Consider the following 13,944-nt stretch of genomic DNA (forward strand, 5'->3'; position numbering starts at 1 on the left):
GCTGTCTGGTCGGTGGAACCAGCCTCGGCGCTCTCGGCGTCGTGGCCGGGCAGTTGTTCATCACCGCGCCCGTCGCCATCGCCGCCGCGGTGCAGTACTTCACCACCATCAACGCACCGTTCACTCCCCCGGCGAAGTAAGTCCTTCGCTCCAAGCGGATTCACGCGACGAACAAGCAGCACCCCCGTTCAGCCGACGCTGGACGGGGGTGCTTTTCGATCAGGCTGTGCGGGCCACGGTTTCGGGCTCGATCCGAGCGCGGACGAACCGGGCCACCCGGGCCAGTGCGGCCCGGCTCTCGGGGAGGCTGGGCAGGATGCTCATGAACGCGTGCACCTGCCCGCGCCACAGCTCCAGGGAATGCGGCACCCCGGCGGCGGTCAGCCGCCGCGCCATCAGTTCGCAGTCGAAGCGCAGCAATTCGTCCTCGCCGACGATGAGCAGCGCGGGCGGTAACCCGGACAGCGTGCCGTTGACCGGGGACAGCATCGGATCGACCCGGCCGTCCACCTCCGCGCCGTAGCGGACCATGCGGCGCACGGCCGACATCGGAATGTAGGCATCCCGGGCGACATTCACGTAACCGCGCTTGGCCTTGTGATCCAGATCCAGCAGCGGCGACAGGCCGACCAGCCCCGCGGGCGCGGGCAGTCCGGCCGCGATCGCGCGCAGCGCGGTGGCGAAGGTGAGATAGCCGCCCGCCGAGTCACCGGCGAAGACGATCCGCGCGGGATCGGCGCCGTGCCGCAGCAGCCAGCGGTAGGCGGTGAGGCAGTCCTCGATCGATCCGGCGATGGAAGTGCTGGGCAGCTGGCGGTATTCGACATTGACCACCGGCAGGCCGGTGCGGCGCGCCAGGCTGGCCGCGATCGGCCGATGCGAATCCAGGCCGCACAGGAAGAAGCCGCCGCCGTGCATGTAGAGCACCGCACCGTGCCGCAGCGCCCGGGCGGCACCGGCCGGGCGGAGGATCTCCAGACGAAATCCGCCCAGCCGCACCTGCTCTCGCTCCACCCCGCGCGGCCGGGGCCGCAGCGCGGCCAGGCCGTCGACCACGTGGCGGGCCAGCGGCATGGTCTGCGGATATATCGGATAGCGCCGGATCACCGGCCCCACCACCCCCCGGCAGGCCAGCAGCACCGCCTGCGAGTGCAGGCTGCGCCGATCCGGATTCACCACCACGCCGGGATCGGGCTCGAACACCGTGTCCTCGATCGGAATCGCCACCATCGTGCACCTACCTCACTCCCGGCGCACCGAACAGCGGCCGGGAATCCGGCGGCGATGTCGGCGCTGACATCTCACACGGTGTTATTTCAGAAGACCACGGCGACTGTGACCTACGCAATACTTATGGGCCGAATCGAGTTCCGCGAAACCCGTTGTGATCGTTTCGGAACCTCGCCGAGCCGCGGCGCGGACCAACTGGCAGACTTGCGTGACATGCGCGGAATCATCCTGGCCGGTGGCACCGGATCACGGCTGCACCCGATCACGCGCGGGGTGAGCAAACAGCTGGTCCCGGTCTACGACAAGCCCATGGTGTACTACCCGCTGTCCACCCTGATGCTGGCCGACATCCGGGACATCCTGGTGATCACCACACCCGAGGACGCCGACGCCTTCCGGCGGCTGCTCGGTGACGGCTCGCAGTACGGTTTGGACCTCAGCTATGTGGTGCAGCCCGAACCGGACGGGCTGGCGCGGGCGTTCGTGCTGGGAGCCGACCACATCGGCACCGACTCCGCCGCACTCGTGCTGGGCGACAACATCTTCCACGGCCCCGGCCTGGGTACCCGGCTGCGCCGGTTCCAGGGCGTCGACGGCGGCGCGGTGTTCGCGTACTGGGTGTCGGATCCCAGCGCCTACGGCGTGATCGAATTCGCCGACGGCAAGGCCGTTTCCATCGAGGAGAAGCCCAAGCTGCCCCGGTCCAACTACGCCATCCCCGGCCTGTACTTCTACGACAACGACGTGGTCGAGATCGCGCGCGGCCTGACGCCCTCGGCGCGCGGCGAATACGAGATCACCGATATCAACCGGACCTATCTGGAACAGGGCAGACTGCGGGTGGAAGTGCTCGCCCGCGGCACCGCCTGGCTCGACACCGGCACCTTCGACTCGCTGCTCGACGCGGCCAATTACGTCCGCACCATCGAGGAGCGGCAGGGCCTGAAGATCGGTGTGCCCGAGGAGGTGGCCTGGCGGATGGGTTTCATCGACGACGAACAGCTGTGCCGCCTGGCCGAACCGCTGGTACGCTCCGGATACGGCCGGTATCTGCTCGGACTACTGGAACGCGGACGGGACTGGTGAGCATGCGGATTCGCGAGCTGGCGGTACCGGGCGCGTGGGAGTTCACCCCGGTGCTGCGCGGTGACGAACGCGGCGTCTTCGCCGAGGCGTTCAAGGCCTCGGAGTTCGAGAAGGCGGTCGGGCGTCCGTTCGAGTTGCTGCAGGTGAACACCTCCACCTCGGCCGCGGGCGTGCTGCGCGGCATCCACTACACCGACGATCCGCCCGGCCAGGCGAAGTACGTGACCTGCGTCCGGGGCGCGTTCGTGGACGTGGTGGTGGATCTGCGGCCGGGCTCGCCGACCTTCGGTGCGTGGGACAGCGTCATCATCGACGATGTGGATCGACGCTCGGTATTCCTGTCCGAAGGGCTCGGCCACGCACTGCTGTCGCTCGAGGACTCCTCGACGGTCGTCTACCTCTGCTCACTCGAGTACACCCCCGAATTCGACCACGACATCGATGCCTTCGATCCGCAGATCGGCATCGAGTGGCCGACGGTGGGCCGCGACGGGCGGCCGCTGGAATTCATCCGCTCGCCGAAGGACGCCGCGGCGCCACGCCTGCGCGATATCGCCCTGCGATAGCGAAAAGCCGCGGTGTGCGAATCCCTACGCACACCGCGGCTTTCGCGCTCATGGATCAGGCGGCGGCCAGCTCCGGCTCCCGATCCGCGTCGGCCACCGGTGCGGACGCGCGGCGCTTGGGCAGGAAGTGGGTCAGCGCCACCAGCGCGCCGAGGATGCTGATCACGCCCGCGAACAGCAGGCCCGGCTTGTAGGTGTCGAGCATCGCGGCGGGTGAGGTGTCGCCGTGCGTGCCGGAGGTGACGATCGCGGTGCTGACCGCCAGCACGATCGCCGCGCCGACCTGCATCGAGGTCTGCAGCACGCCCGCGGCCAGGCCCTGCTCGTCGTCATCGATGCCGTTGGTGGCCTGGATGTTGATGGCCGGGAAGCCAATCCAGCCGATGCCGATCAGCAGCACCGCGGGCAGGATGATCGCGAGGTAGGACGGGTCGGTGTTCAGGCGCAGGAACAGCAGGTAGCCGATGCTCATGACGACCGTGGTGACGGCGATGATCGGGCCGGTGCCGAACCGGTCGACCAGCTTGTCGGAGAACACCGACGACAGCGCGACCAGCAGGCCCACCGGCAGCAGTGCCATGGCCAGCCTCAGCGGTGACCAGCCCAGGCTGTCCTGCAGATACAGGGTCACGATGAACTGCCAGCTGAAGTAGGAGCCCGCGACCGCGACGATCACCAGGCTGGCCCGCACCAGCGAGACCTTACGCAGGATGCCGAGCCGGATCAGCGGGTGCTTCACCCGGTTCTCAACCGCCACGAAGGCCGCGAACAGCGCCAGCACCGCGGCGAACGATCCGACCGTGCGGGCCGAACCCCAGCCCACCTCGGGCGCCGAGACCACGGTGTAGACCAGCAGCAGCATGGCGGCGGTGGAGAACAGCGCGCCGAGCAGATCGTGACCGCCCTCGTCGGCGGGCTTGTCCCTGGGCACCAGGACGGCCGCGGCGGCCAGGGCCGCCAGGGCGATCGGCACCGGCAGCAGGAAGGTCCAGCGCCAGCCGATTCCGGTCATCAGACCGCCGAACACCAGGCCCATGGAATAGCCGCCCGCACCGAACACGGTGTAGATGGACAGCGCCTTGTTGCGGGCCGGGCCCTCGGCGAAGTTGGTGGTGATGATCGACAGGCCGGTCGGCGCGGTGAAGGCCGCGGCCAGGCCCTTGATGAATCGGGTGAGGATCAGCAGCGGGCCCGAGCTGACCAGGCCGCCGGCCAGCGAGGCGACCGCGAAGACCGCCAGCGCGATCAGGAAGACCTTGCGGCGACCGAGCAGATCGGCCGTGCGCCCGCCGAGCAGCAGCAGGCCGCCGTAACCCAGGACGTAACCGCTCACCAGCCACTGCAGGGTCGATGTGCCCAGGCCCAGCTCGGCGCCGATGGAAGGAAGTGCGACGCCGACCATCGACACGTCGAGGCCGTCGAGGAACAGAACGATGCACAGGGTGATCAGCAGGCCCCAGAGTCGGGCCGGCCACCGAGTGTCGGCCGCGGAGGCCTGAAGTGTTGCCGTGGAAGTCACGGGCCGGAACATTACATGCGCGTGCATTAAATGCGCAAGCATTTAATGCCGTTGCATGAATCGGCGCGGACCACTAGGATGGCCGCATGCCCAAGCCGTCGACAGCGTCCGTCGACCGGCCCGCGGTCGAGCAGCCTGGCGCGCCGAGCGGACTGGTGAGCGAATGGCGCGATCTCATGGCCAAGCACGCCACCGTCACCTGCGCCCTCGAGAAGGAACTGCAGGGGCGTCACCACATCGGACTCAGCGAGTTCGAGACGCTGGATCGGCTGGTGGACGCGGCGTGCGAGACCTTCCGGATGAGCGAGCTGGCCTGCGAGAGCCATCTCAGTCAGAGCGCCCTGTCGCGCACGGTGGCACGGCTCGAGCGAGAGGGGCTGGTCAGCCGCAGTCTGTGCAGCGAGGACCGGCGCTCGATCTACGTCTGCCTCACCGACAAGGGGCGGGCCGCGCACGCCGACGCCGCGCCGACGCACCGGGAGGTGCTGGCGCGCACGCTGCGCGGCGAGCGCTGATCACGCGTGTGCGAGGGCCGTTTCGACGGCCTCGCGCGCGTCCACGGCGACGGCCTTGATACTCGCGAAAGCGGCTCGATAGCGGTCTATTTCGGCTTCCTTGTCGAAATAGGCGGAGCCGGTGAAGGTTTCGACGTACACCACCGGCGGCTCGGGCGGTTCGCCCGCGGGGGAATCGAATTCGACCAGGACGAATCGGCCGGACTCCAGGCCGTCGTGATAACCGGAATCATCGGGCACCAACCGGATTTCGATATTGGGCCGGTCGCACATGGCCAGCAAATGCTCGAGCTGACCGCGGGCGACGTCGCTGCCGCCGATGCGACGGCGCAACATGGAGGCGGTGATCACCGCGTCCAGTCGCACGGGCTCCTCGGCGCGGGTCAGCAGCGCCTGGCGGGCCGCGCGGACCGCGACCCGGCGATCGGCCTCGGTGCTCGACATGTCCGGTCGCGCCCCCGCGAGTACGGCGCGGGTGTAGGCCTCGGTCTGCAGCAGGCCCGGCACCAGTTCGTTCTCGTAGGTCGAGAGCCGATGCGCCGCCTCCTCCAGGCCGACGTAGACCTCGAAGCCCTCGGCGATCACGTCACCGTATTCGGTCCACCAGCCGCGGGCCTTCGTCTCGCGGGCCAGCGCGGTGAGCGGCGCGACGAGTTCGGCGGGCGCGCCGTAGATCTTGCACATCGCCTCGACATCCAGGCCGCGCAACGACGTCTGGCCGGTCTCGATGCGCCAGATCTTGGCCTCCGACCACTCTAGGCGCTGGGCCGCCACCCGCGTGGTCATGCGGGCGCGATTGCGTAGGTCGCGCAGCCTGCGGCCGAGCTGGCGGCGCGGCATCGTCGAGCCGGTGATCCCCTGCGGTAGAACCATGTTTCCCCCTGCGTTCCGTGCGCCGATCGTACCGTCGGTGCTGCCCGCCGAATGGCAAAACCCTTACGGCGTACCCGAATTCGTCAAACTGGACATCCGATCGGATTGTTGCACAACAGAATGGCGCCCCGGACGGGGACGTCCACGCAACGAGGACGATGGCGCATGTGCGCCACCCCTACTTACGGGTGGGCCGCCTGCGAAAGCGCCAGAACTGCACCGCCCGGACGTCCTCGGAGAGCTGATTGACCGGTTCGGCGACATCCGACAGGGCCTGGAACAGATCGTCGGCGAGTGCGTTGATGTGTTCGACCCGGCTCGCCAGCCGCGAGGCGTTCACCAGGAATTCGAGCGCCAGCCGTACCGAGGCCGCGATGGTCAGCCCTAGCGGCACCGCCACCAGAAGGGCGAAGGCGAGGCCCAGCACCATGGAGAACTGCCAGAGCACGTCGATCAGGACGATCGGGACGCCGAAGGCGAAGGCCAGACCGAGCAGATAGGCCAGCGGCAGCAGCGTCCGGGTGGCCGGGCGACGGAACTGGATGTCGAACAGCGCCCGTAGGGCCGATACCGCCCACGCGCCGAACGCGCCCGGGCTGCGGAACGGCTCGGCGGGCGCGTCCTCGTCCGCCTCGGTGCCAGCGTGCCGGGACAACCGCCTGGTCGCCGACTCGCGCCAGGCTATCCAGCGCGGTTCGGCCTCGTAGTCGTCCGCGTCGGGCAGGCCGCCGACGGGCTCATCAGTCATGTCGGGAATCCTCTCGCGGATGCGCGGCACCGGCAACGCCGGGCCGTTTCCGGAACTGCCCGCGGGCGGCTATCGGGAAACTTTCAGCGACAACGCATTTGGTTCCCAGGTGGGACGGCAATCGTGATGGTCGTGCAGAATGCACGGGCCGCACGGTCGTGAGTAATAGCCGGTACGAATCAAATTGGCGATCTTGTGACGAATGCGACGTTGAGCAAGAAAGTTTCGAGAAGCTGTAACACCGCAGCTGGCCGGGCCCGATTAGTCCCATGAACACAGCAGGACCTGATCTATCCGGGGAATGGAGAAGACAGTGCGTACGACGTTTCCGACTTCCGTCCCGGCGGCGACTTTGGCCGCTACCGCGCAGGACTACATCCGGCGCGGCTGGACGGTCGCCGAAACGGCCAACGGCATCTGCCTCATCACCGACGAGGATGTGGCGGGTATCGAGGTCACCGGCGAGCTCGCCGGCACTGTGCGTCGTTTCCTGCGGGCGAACAACCTGTCCGGCCCGGTGATCGAGATCCCCGGCACCGAGCGCCGCGAGATCCACCTGGTCACCGGCGTCCGCAAGGCCGAGATGGCCATGGCGGCACTGCGCGAGGCCGGTATCACCGTCTACACCGACGGCGCCGGCATCCCGCTGCCCCCCACCCAGCTCTCCGCGGGTTCCGCCTGCTGGGGCGTGGCCCCTAACGAGGCCCGCTGGGTCCCCCCGGTGGTCGCCATCGCCGCCGCCGTCCGCGCCGCCCTCTCGGGCCGCAAGCCCCAACTGGCCCGCATCGCCAGCTGACCGGCCCCACCAGCGGATAGTCGACAAACGCATAGCGCCGATCACCGCGAGAGCCTCCTGCTCTCGCGGTTTTGCGTGTGCGGGGGGCGTTGGTGTCCCCGCTTCCCGGCCTGGGGGCCGGGAAGCGGGGAAAAGCGAAGCGGCCGGGAGCTGAGGCAGCCGGGAAAAGTGAAGCGGCCGGGAGCTGGGGCAGCCGGGAAAGTGAAGCGGCCGGGAGCTGGGGAAGCGGGAACGTGAAGCGCCTAGGCCGGGAAGCGGGGAATCGTGGAGCGGCCGGCGGCGTAAGGGTGGCACCACGCTGGAGAAGGAGGCGCCACGCCATCGAAGACGGAACGCGGGGTAGGACGCCGCTCGAGGGCGGGTAAGGACGCGACCCGGGAGAGGCAGAGACGCCGGGCGGGAGCCTGCTCGTTCCTGGCGGGCGTCCCACCTGTCCCGGCGGGCGTCCTACTTGTTCCCGCGGCGTCCAACTTGTTCCCGGCGGCGTCCTACTTGTTCCCGGCGGCGTCCTACTTGTTCCCGGCGGGCGTCCAACTTGTCCCCGGCGGGCGTCCAACTTGTCCCCGGCGGGCGTCCAACTTGTTCCCGGCGTGCTTTTTGCCGGGATCTGTTTCTGATTGGGGGTGGTCACGTAATGATGTGGGGTATGACGAGGGTCACGGACGGTACTCGGAAGGTGTTGCGGACCTGCCCGCTGTGTGAGGCGGTTTGCGGGCTGGAGATCGGGCTCGATGCCGAGGGGCGGGTGGTGGAGGTTCGGGGGGATCGGGAGGATCCGTTCAGCGGGGGGTTCATATGTCCCAAGGGGGCCAGTCTCGGGCGGTTGGATGAGGATCCGGATCGGTTGACGGAGCCGATGATTCGGGATCGGGGGACCGAGAGTTGGCGGGTGGCCTCCTGGGAGGAGGCCTTCGATCTGATTGCCGAGCGGTTTCCGGCGCTGGTCGCGAAGTACGGGCGGCAGTCGGCGGCGTTGTATCTGGGCAATCCGAATGCGCACACCATCGCGGGGGCGATGTACGTGCCGGTGCTGATCCGGGCGCTGAGTACCCGCAATCTCTATTCGGCCAGCACCGCCGATCAGATGCCCAAGCAGGTGGCCTCGGGGCTGATGTTCGGCGATCCGCTGACCGTCGCGGTGCCCGATCTCGATCGCACCGACTACCTGCTGATGCTCGGCGCCAATCCGCTGGAATCCAATGGATCGCTGTGCACCGCACCGGATTTCCCGGGTCGGTTGAAGGCGCTGCGCAAGCGGGGCGGGCGGTTCGTGGTGGTGGACCCGCGCCGCACGCGCACGGCCAAACTGGCCGATGAGCACCTGTTCATCCGGCCCGGCAGCGATGCCTACCTGCTGTTCGGCATCGTGCACACGCTGTTCGCGGAGGGGCTGACCCAGGTGCGCGTCGACGCGAACGGCATCGAGGAGGTCCGCGCCGCGGCCGAGCCGTTCACCCCGCAGGTGGTGGCCGAGCGCACCGGCATCGCGGCCGAGACCATCGTGCGGCTGGCCCGTGACCTGGCCGCCGCGCCGACCGCGGCCGTCTATGCCCGAATCGGCACCTGCACCGCGGAATTCGGCACGCTCACCCAGTGGCTGGTCGATGTGATCAACGTGCTCACCGGCAATCTCGACCGGCCCGGCGGCGCCATGTTCGCCACCCCCGCCGCCCTGGGCATCGTCCGTACCCGCCCGTTCCGCACCGGCCGCTGGACCAGCCGGGTGCGCGAATTGCCCGAGGCCATGGGCGAATTCCCGATCGCGACGCTGGCAGAGGAGATCCGCACCCCGGGCGAGGGGCAGGTGCGAGCGCTGATCACGGTCGCGGGCAATCCGGTCCTCTCCGCGCCCAGCGGCGCGCGCCTGGACGCGGCGCTGGCCGAACTCGAGTTCATGGTCAGCGTGGATCGCTACCTCAACGAGACCACCCGCCACGCCGACGTCATCCTGCCGCCCCCGCGCACCCTGCAATCGCCGCATTACGACTTCGCCCTGCTGCAGTTCGCGGTGCACAACTACGCCCGCTACTCCCGGCCGGTGCTGCCGCTCGGCGACCGGCCCTCGGAACCGGAGATCCTGGCGCGGCTCGCGCTCGCGATCTCGGGACAGCCATCCGAACCGGGCCGCGATCCGCTGGCGGTCGTCGACGAACTGGTCATCGCCGGAACCCTGCACAAGGCGGGCCTGCTGGACCGGCGCGGGGAGTTGCTGGGCGACAACAGCACCGAACAGCGCATCGATATGATGCTGCGCCTGGGCCCCTATGGCGAATGGCGCGGCGGGTCGCTCAATCTGCGGGTCCTGCTGGACAATCCGCACGGCATCGATCTGGGACCGCTGCGCCCGCGGCTGCCCGAGAACCTGCTCACCGCGTCGAAACGGGTGGAACTCGCACCGCCGCAACTGCTCGCGGACGTCGACCGGCTGCGCGCCGGACTCGGCACGGCCGCCCCGCAAATCGTCCTGATCGGGCGCCGCCAGCTGCGCTCCAACAACAGCTGGATGCACAACGTCTCGACCCTGGTCGGCGGCTCCAACACCTGCACCCTGCACATACATCCCGACGATGTGTCCCGGCTCGGGCTGGACGGGCAGGCGGTGATCGAATCGGCGGCGGGCAGTCTCACGGTCCCGCTGGAACCGACCGACGAGATCATGCCCGGCGTCGTCAGCCTGCCGCACGGCTGGGGTCATGCCGACAGCACCCAGGCGGTGGCCCGCGCTCACGCCGGTGTGAATGCCAATGTGCTGACCGATGATTCCCAGGTCGACGTGCCCTCGGGCAATGCGGTGTTCAACGGTGTGCCGGTGACGCTGTCCCCGGCCTGACCGACGGGTCGGCTTGTGCAAGGGGGATGACCGACTGGTCGCCTCGGACAAGATCGGGCCAACCCGCAATCGTGACAACGCACGATTGCGAAAACCTCGGCGTTCCAACCGAACTGGAACGCACACCGCTTCGCGCCGGACGGCATCGAGTCAGCAACCCGAAAACAGGCCCTTGTCGGGGCCGCGGCACCGGCGCATGCTCGGTCGAACGGGTGAACCGGTCGCCCGCCGCCCCAACGTCGTCGGCGGCGGGCCAGCCGGTTTACCCGTGCGAAACGCGAATAATAATGTGCGGATCTCGGCTATCCCGAGGGGGTGCGCGATGCCCGGTACGCGATACGGCAGCGACGGTGAGCGGGAGCTCCAGATGCGCTGCGGAACTCGGGACCGCGCCGAGCGCTTCTACTCCGACCAGGTGCTGGATCGGCTGAACCCGAGGATGATCGACTTCGTGCGGCGGATGGACATGGCCTTCATCGCCACCGCCGACCGGCACGGGGAATGCGATGCCAGCTTCCGGGCGGGCAAACCCGGCTTCCTCCACATCGTCGACGAGCGCACCATCGCCTATCCCGAGTATCGCGGCAATGGCGTCCTGGCGAGTCTGGGCAACATCGTGGACAACCCCCATATCGGCATCCTGCTGATCGACTTCGTCGAGGACCTGATCGGCCTGCACATCAACGGCACCGCCCGCATCGTGGCGGATTCGGTGCTGCGGCGCGGGGTGCCCGACCTGCCCCCGGCCGAGCGCGGGCGGGTCGCCGATCGCTGGGTGGTGGTGGACGTCGAAGAGGCCTATATCCACTGCCGCAAGCACATCCCGCATCTGGTGCCCGCGCGACGCGAGACGCGGCAGTGGGGAACCGACAGCGTCCGGGCCAAGGGCGGGGACTATTTCGGGGTGAAATCCGCGATCAGTGGATCTTGAAGATCACCGCGCGCTGCACGATGAAATTGATCACGGTGGCGGTGCCCTGCGCGATGACGAAGGCCAGTGGCTTGCGCCACCAGTCGTCCGGCAGGGCGTAGAACAGGATCTGATTGATACCGACCTGGACCGCGAAGGTGACCGCGTAGAGGGCGACGACGGCCAGGAAGCGCTTGCGGCTGGGCTCGGCTCGGAAGGTCCAGCGGCGATTGATCAGATACGCGGTGGTCGTGCCCGCGATGAAGCTGATCGACTTGGCCACCGCGACCGGCAGCCCCACCAGTTCGAGCAGCAGCATGTAGAGGCCGAAGTCGATGATCGCGGAGAACCCGCCCGACAGCACGAAGCGAACGATCTGCGTCTTCAGGTCGACGTCCGTACCGCCCGGCTCGTCCACCAGCGGCAGCTCGGGTGGCAGGGGCAGATGGGGTTCCGCGGTCACGGGCTCGACTCTAACCGGGTCGGCGGGTCACAGCCGTCCCTGGCGTGACGCTTGCGACAAAGGGCCCAAGGTTCGGCCATACCTGTAGCCTCTATGCCGATGTCCACGAAAGCTCAGACCTCCACCGCCGCGGGTTCTGCCGATACGGCCAGCGACGCCGTATACGCGCTTCCGACGCGCACCCGCAGGCTGACCGGATGGGGTCGCACCGCACCAACCTCCGCCGAAGTGCTTTCGACCAGCGATCCGGAGCTGATCGTCAAAGCCGTTTCCATGGTGGCGGAGGACAACGAATCCAAGCCGCCGCATCTGCGGCGCGGTGTCATCGCGCGCGGACTCGGCCGGTCCTACGGTGACAACGCGCAGAACGCGGGTGGTCTCGTCGTCGACATGACCGCGCTGAACAACATCCACAAGATCGACCGCGACAGTCGGCTGGTCGATGTGGACGCGGGCGTGAACCTGGATCAGCTGATGAAGGCGGCGCTGCCGTTCGGGCTGTGGGTGCCGGTGCTGCCGGGTACCCGGCAGGTCACCGTCGGCGGGGCCATCGGCTCCGATATCCACGGTAAGAACCATCACAGCGCCGGTAGCTTCGGCAATCACGTGCGCTCGATGGATCTGCTCACCGCCGACGGCACGGTCCACCACATCACCCCCAAGCGCAATGCCAAGCTGTTCTGGGCCACCATCGGCGGCTGCGGGCTCACCGGCATCATCCTGCGGGCCACGATCGAGATGACGCCCACCGAGACCGCGTACTTCATCGCCGACGGCGATGTCACCGAGAGCCTCGACGACACCATCGCCTTCCACAGCGACGGCTCCGAGGATCGTTACGAGTACAGCTCGGCGTGGTTCGACGCGATCAGCCCGCCGCCGAAGCTGGGGCGCGCGGCCATCTCCCGGGGCAATCTGGCCAAGCTGGATCAGCTGCCGAAGAAATTGCAGGCCGATCCGCTCAAGTTCAATGGCAAGACGTTCTTCACGCTGCCGGACATCTTCCCCAACGGCCTGGCCAACAAGTACACCTTCACCCCCATCGGTGAGCTCTGGTACCGCAAGTCGGGCACCTACCGGGGGAAGGTCCAGAATCTGACGCAGTTCTACCACCCGCTGGACATGCTGGGTGAGTGGAATCGCGGTTACGGCTCGAATGGCTTCCTGCAGTACCAGTTCGTGGTTCCGCCCGAGGCGGTCGAGGAGTTCAAGAGCATCATCCGGGACATCCAGACGTCGGGGTTCTACTCGTTCCTCAACGTGTTCAAGCTGTTCGGGCCGGGTAATCAGGCCCCGCTGAGCTTCCCGATGCCGGGCTGGAACATCTGCGTGGACTTCCCGATCAAGGCTGGGCTCAACGAGTTCGTCTCCGAATTGGACCGGCGGGTTCTGGAATTCGGTGGGCGGCTCTACACCGGCAAGGACTCCCGGGCCACCGCGGAGACCTTCCACAAGATGTACCCGCGGATCGACGAGTGGATCAAGGTCCGCCGAAGTGTCGATCCCACAGGCGTTTTCATGTCCGATATGGCGAGAAGGCTGGAGCTGCAATAGTGATCAACGCGGTAGGGAACCCGCAGGCGATTCTGCTCCTGGGTGGCACCTCGGAGATCGGTCTCGCGATCGTGTCCGAATATCTGAAGAAGGGCCCGGCGCGGGTGATTCTCGCGGCGCTGCCGAATGATCCGCTGCGCGCGGACGCGGTCGCGCACGTGGAGGCGGCGGGTGCGTCGAAGGTCGAGGTCATCGACTTCGACGCGCTGGAGACCGACAGCCATCCCAAGGTGATCGACGAGGCGTGGGCCGCGGGCGATATCGACGTCGCGATCGTGGCCTTCGGCATCGACGGCGACGGCGAGGAGTTCTGGCAGAACCAGCGCAAGGCCGTGCAGATGGCCGGGATCAACTACACCGCCGGGGTTTCGGTGGGTGTGCTGCTGGCCGAGAAGATGAAGGCGCAGGGCTACGGCCGCATCCTGGTCATGTCCTCGGTGGCCGGTGAGCGCGTCCGCCGCTTCAACTTCGTCTACGGTTCCACCAAGGCCGGTCTCGACGGTTTCTACCTCGGCCTCGGCGAGGCGCTGCGCCCCTTCGGCCCGCGCGTCACGGTGATCCGCCCCGGCCAGGTCCGCACCAAACTCTCCGCCCACGTGCAGGAGAACGCCCTCACCGTGGACAAGGAAGAGGTGGCCGCCCTCGCGGTCGCGGCCTCGGAGAAGGGCCGCGAAATCGTCTGGGCGCCGGGCACCATCCGCTGGGTGATGGCAATCCTGCGTCACATCCCGCGCCCTTTCTTCCGCAAGCTGCCGATCTGAGGGCTTCGGCGTGGACCTCGGCGCGGCGCCTGGGGGCGCCGCGCCGAGGTAATCGAGGAGAAACGACACCGTCGAGGAAATCGAGGGCGAAGC

13 protein-coding genes are annotated in these 13,944 nt (G+C 67.9%); 8 read left to right on the plus strand and 5 right to left on the minus strand.

The window, feature by feature from the left end:
* Window positions 1-219 precede the first annotated feature (219 nt).
* Window positions 220-1,230 carry an alpha/beta hydrolase gene (locus tag NDR87_RS23055; protein ID WP_251915252.1) on the minus strand — a complete coding sequence of 337 codons (1,011 nt, stop codon included), beginning with the start codon at window positions 1,228-1,230 and terminating at the stop codon, window positions 220-222.
* 213 nt (window positions 1,231-1,443) lie between these two features.
* Between NDR87_RS23055 and rfbA the strand changes: the two genes are divergently transcribed.
* Both rfbA and NDR87_RS23065 read left to right on the plus strand, forming a co-directional pair.
* The gene (rfbA, locus tag NDR87_RS23060; RefSeq protein WP_251915253.1) at window positions 1,444-2,316 is read left to right on the plus strand and encodes a glucose-1-phosphate thymidylyltransferase RfbA; all 873 of its coding nucleotides are present in this window, start codon (window positions 1,444-1,446) and stop codon (window positions 2,314-2,316) included.
* A gap of 2 nt (window positions 2,317-2,318) precedes the next feature.
* Window positions 2,319-2,882 (plus strand): dTDP-4-dehydrorhamnose 3,5-epimerase family protein, encoded by a 564-nt coding sequence (locus NDR87_RS23065; protein WP_251915654.1) that lies wholly within the window; start codon window positions 2,319-2,321, stop codon window positions 2,880-2,882.
* Between the two features lie 55 nt (window positions 2,883-2,937).
* Here the strand turns inward: NDR87_RS23065 and NDR87_RS23070 are convergent, their stop codons facing one another.
* Window positions 2,938-4,401, minus strand: a complete 1,464-nt coding sequence (locus NDR87_RS23070) for an MFS transporter (protein WP_372494267.1) — start codon at window positions 4,399-4,401, stop codon at window positions 2,938-2,940.
* Window positions 4,402-4,487: 86 nt separating this feature from the next.
* On the opposite strand from NDR87_RS23070, the gene NDR87_RS23075 reads away from it, so the two are divergent.
* On the plus strand, window positions 4,488-4,916 hold the full coding sequence (locus NDR87_RS23075; RefSeq protein WP_372494268.1) for a MarR family winged helix-turn-helix transcriptional regulator: 429 nt from the start codon (window positions 4,488-4,490) through the stop codon (window positions 4,914-4,916).
* Here NDR87_RS23075 and NDR87_RS23080 read toward each other — a convergent pair whose 3' ends face one another.
* Complete coding sequence (locus NDR87_RS23080; RefSeq protein ID WP_251915258.1) at window positions 4,917-5,789, minus strand: helix-turn-helix transcriptional regulator; 873 nt, start codon at window positions 5,787-5,789, stop codon at window positions 4,917-4,919.
* Between the two features lie 178 nt (window positions 5,790-5,967).
* The gene (locus tag NDR87_RS23085; RefSeq protein ID WP_251915260.1) at window positions 5,968-6,537 is read right to left on the minus strand and encodes a DUF4282 domain-containing protein; all 570 of its coding nucleotides are present in this window, start codon (window positions 6,535-6,537) and stop codon (window positions 5,968-5,970) included.
* 301 nt (window positions 6,538-6,838) lie between these two features.
* Between NDR87_RS23085 and NDR87_RS23090 the strand changes: the two genes are divergently transcribed.
* The 3 genes from NDR87_RS23090 to NDR87_RS23100 all read left to right on the plus strand — a co-directional run bounded on the left by NDR87_RS23090 (window position 6,839) and on the right by NDR87_RS23100 (window position 11,094).
* Window positions 6,839-7,333 carry a hypothetical protein gene (locus tag NDR87_RS23090; RefSeq protein WP_286013954.1) on the plus strand — a complete coding sequence of 165 codons (495 nt, stop codon included), beginning with the start codon at window positions 6,839-6,841 and terminating at the stop codon, window positions 7,331-7,333.
* A 646-nt stretch (window positions 7,334-7,979) separates the two neighbouring features.
* A complete protein-coding gene (locus NDR87_RS23095; RefSeq protein ID WP_251915263.1) occupies window positions 7,980-10,163 on the plus strand; it encodes a molybdopterin-dependent oxidoreductase in 2,184 nt (727 codons plus the stop codon).
* Between the two features lie 322 nt (window positions 10,164-10,485).
* Window positions 10,486-11,094 (plus strand): pyridoxamine 5'-phosphate oxidase family protein, encoded by a 609-nt coding sequence (locus NDR87_RS23100; protein ID WP_251915265.1) that lies wholly within the window; start codon window positions 10,486-10,488, stop codon window positions 11,092-11,094.
* Here the strand turns inward: NDR87_RS23100 and NDR87_RS23105 are convergent.
* Complete coding sequence (locus NDR87_RS23105) at window positions 11,081-11,536, minus strand: GtrA family protein (protein ID WP_308212137.1); 456 nt, start codon at window positions 11,534-11,536, stop codon at window positions 11,081-11,083. The two genes, NDR87_RS23100 and NDR87_RS23105, sit on opposite strands and share 14 nt — an antisense overlap.
* A gap of 99 nt (window positions 11,537-11,635) precedes the next feature.
* On the opposite strand from NDR87_RS23105, the gene NDR87_RS23110 reads away from it, so the two are divergent.
* On the plus strand, window positions 11,636-13,090 hold the full coding sequence (locus NDR87_RS23110) for an FAD-binding oxidoreductase (protein WP_251915267.1): 1,455 nt from the start codon (window positions 11,636-11,638) through the stop codon (window positions 13,088-13,090).
* Window positions 13,090-13,851, plus strand: coding sequence for a decaprenylphospho-beta-D-erythro-pentofuranosid-2-ulose 2-reductase (locus tag NDR87_RS23115; protein WP_251941213.1), 762 nt, complete (start codon window positions 13,090-13,092; stop codon window positions 13,849-13,851). Before NDR87_RS23110 ends, NDR87_RS23115 begins: the two co-directional genes overlap by 1 nt.
* Window positions 13,852-13,944: the final 93 nt, after the last annotated feature.

This window comes from Nocardia sp. CDC159 (assembly GCF_023740735.1).
Taxonomy (GTDB): domain Bacteria; phylum Actinomycetota; class Actinomycetes; order Mycobacteriales; family Mycobacteriaceae; genus Nocardia; species Nocardia pulmonis.

Bases quoted from the DNA above. Each gene is read 5' to 3' on its own strand.
- NDR87_RS23055 (WP_251915252.1), bottom strand. From the start codon at position 1,230: ATGGTGGCGATTCCGATCGAGGACACGGTGTTCGAGCCCGATCCCGGC.
- rfbA (WP_251915253.1), top strand. From the start codon at position 1,444: ATGCGCGGAATCATCCTGGCCGGTGGCACCGGATCACGGCTGCACCCG.
- NDR87_RS23065 (WP_251915654.1), top strand. From the start codon at position 2,319: ATGCGGATTCGCGAGCTGGCGGTACCGGGCGCGTGGGAGTTCACCCCG.
- NDR87_RS23075 (WP_372494268.1), top strand. From the start codon at position 4,488: ATGCCCAAGCCGTCGACAGCGTCCGTCGACCGGCCCGCGGTCGAGCAG.
- NDR87_RS23080 (WP_251915258.1), bottom strand. From the start codon at position 5,789: ATGGTTCTACCGCAGGGGATCACCGGCTCGACGATGCCGCGCCGCCAG.
- NDR87_RS23085 (WP_251915260.1), bottom strand. From the start codon at position 6,537: ATGACTGATGAGCCCGTCGGCGGCCTGCCCGACGCGGACGACTACGAG.
- NDR87_RS23090 (WP_286013954.1), top strand. From the start codon at position 6,839: ATGGAGAAGACAGTGCGTACGACGTTTCCGACTTCCGTCCCGGCGGCG.
- NDR87_RS23095 (WP_251915263.1), top strand. From the start codon at position 7,980: ATGACGAGGGTCACGGACGGTACTCGGAAGGTGTTGCGGACCTGCCCG.
- NDR87_RS23100 (WP_251915265.1), top strand. From the start codon at position 10,486: ATGCCCGGTACGCGATACGGCAGCGACGGTGAGCGGGAGCTCCAGATG.
- NDR87_RS23110 (WP_251915267.1), top strand. From the start codon at position 11,636: ATGTCCACGAAAGCTCAGACCTCCACCGCCGCGGGTTCTGCCGATACG.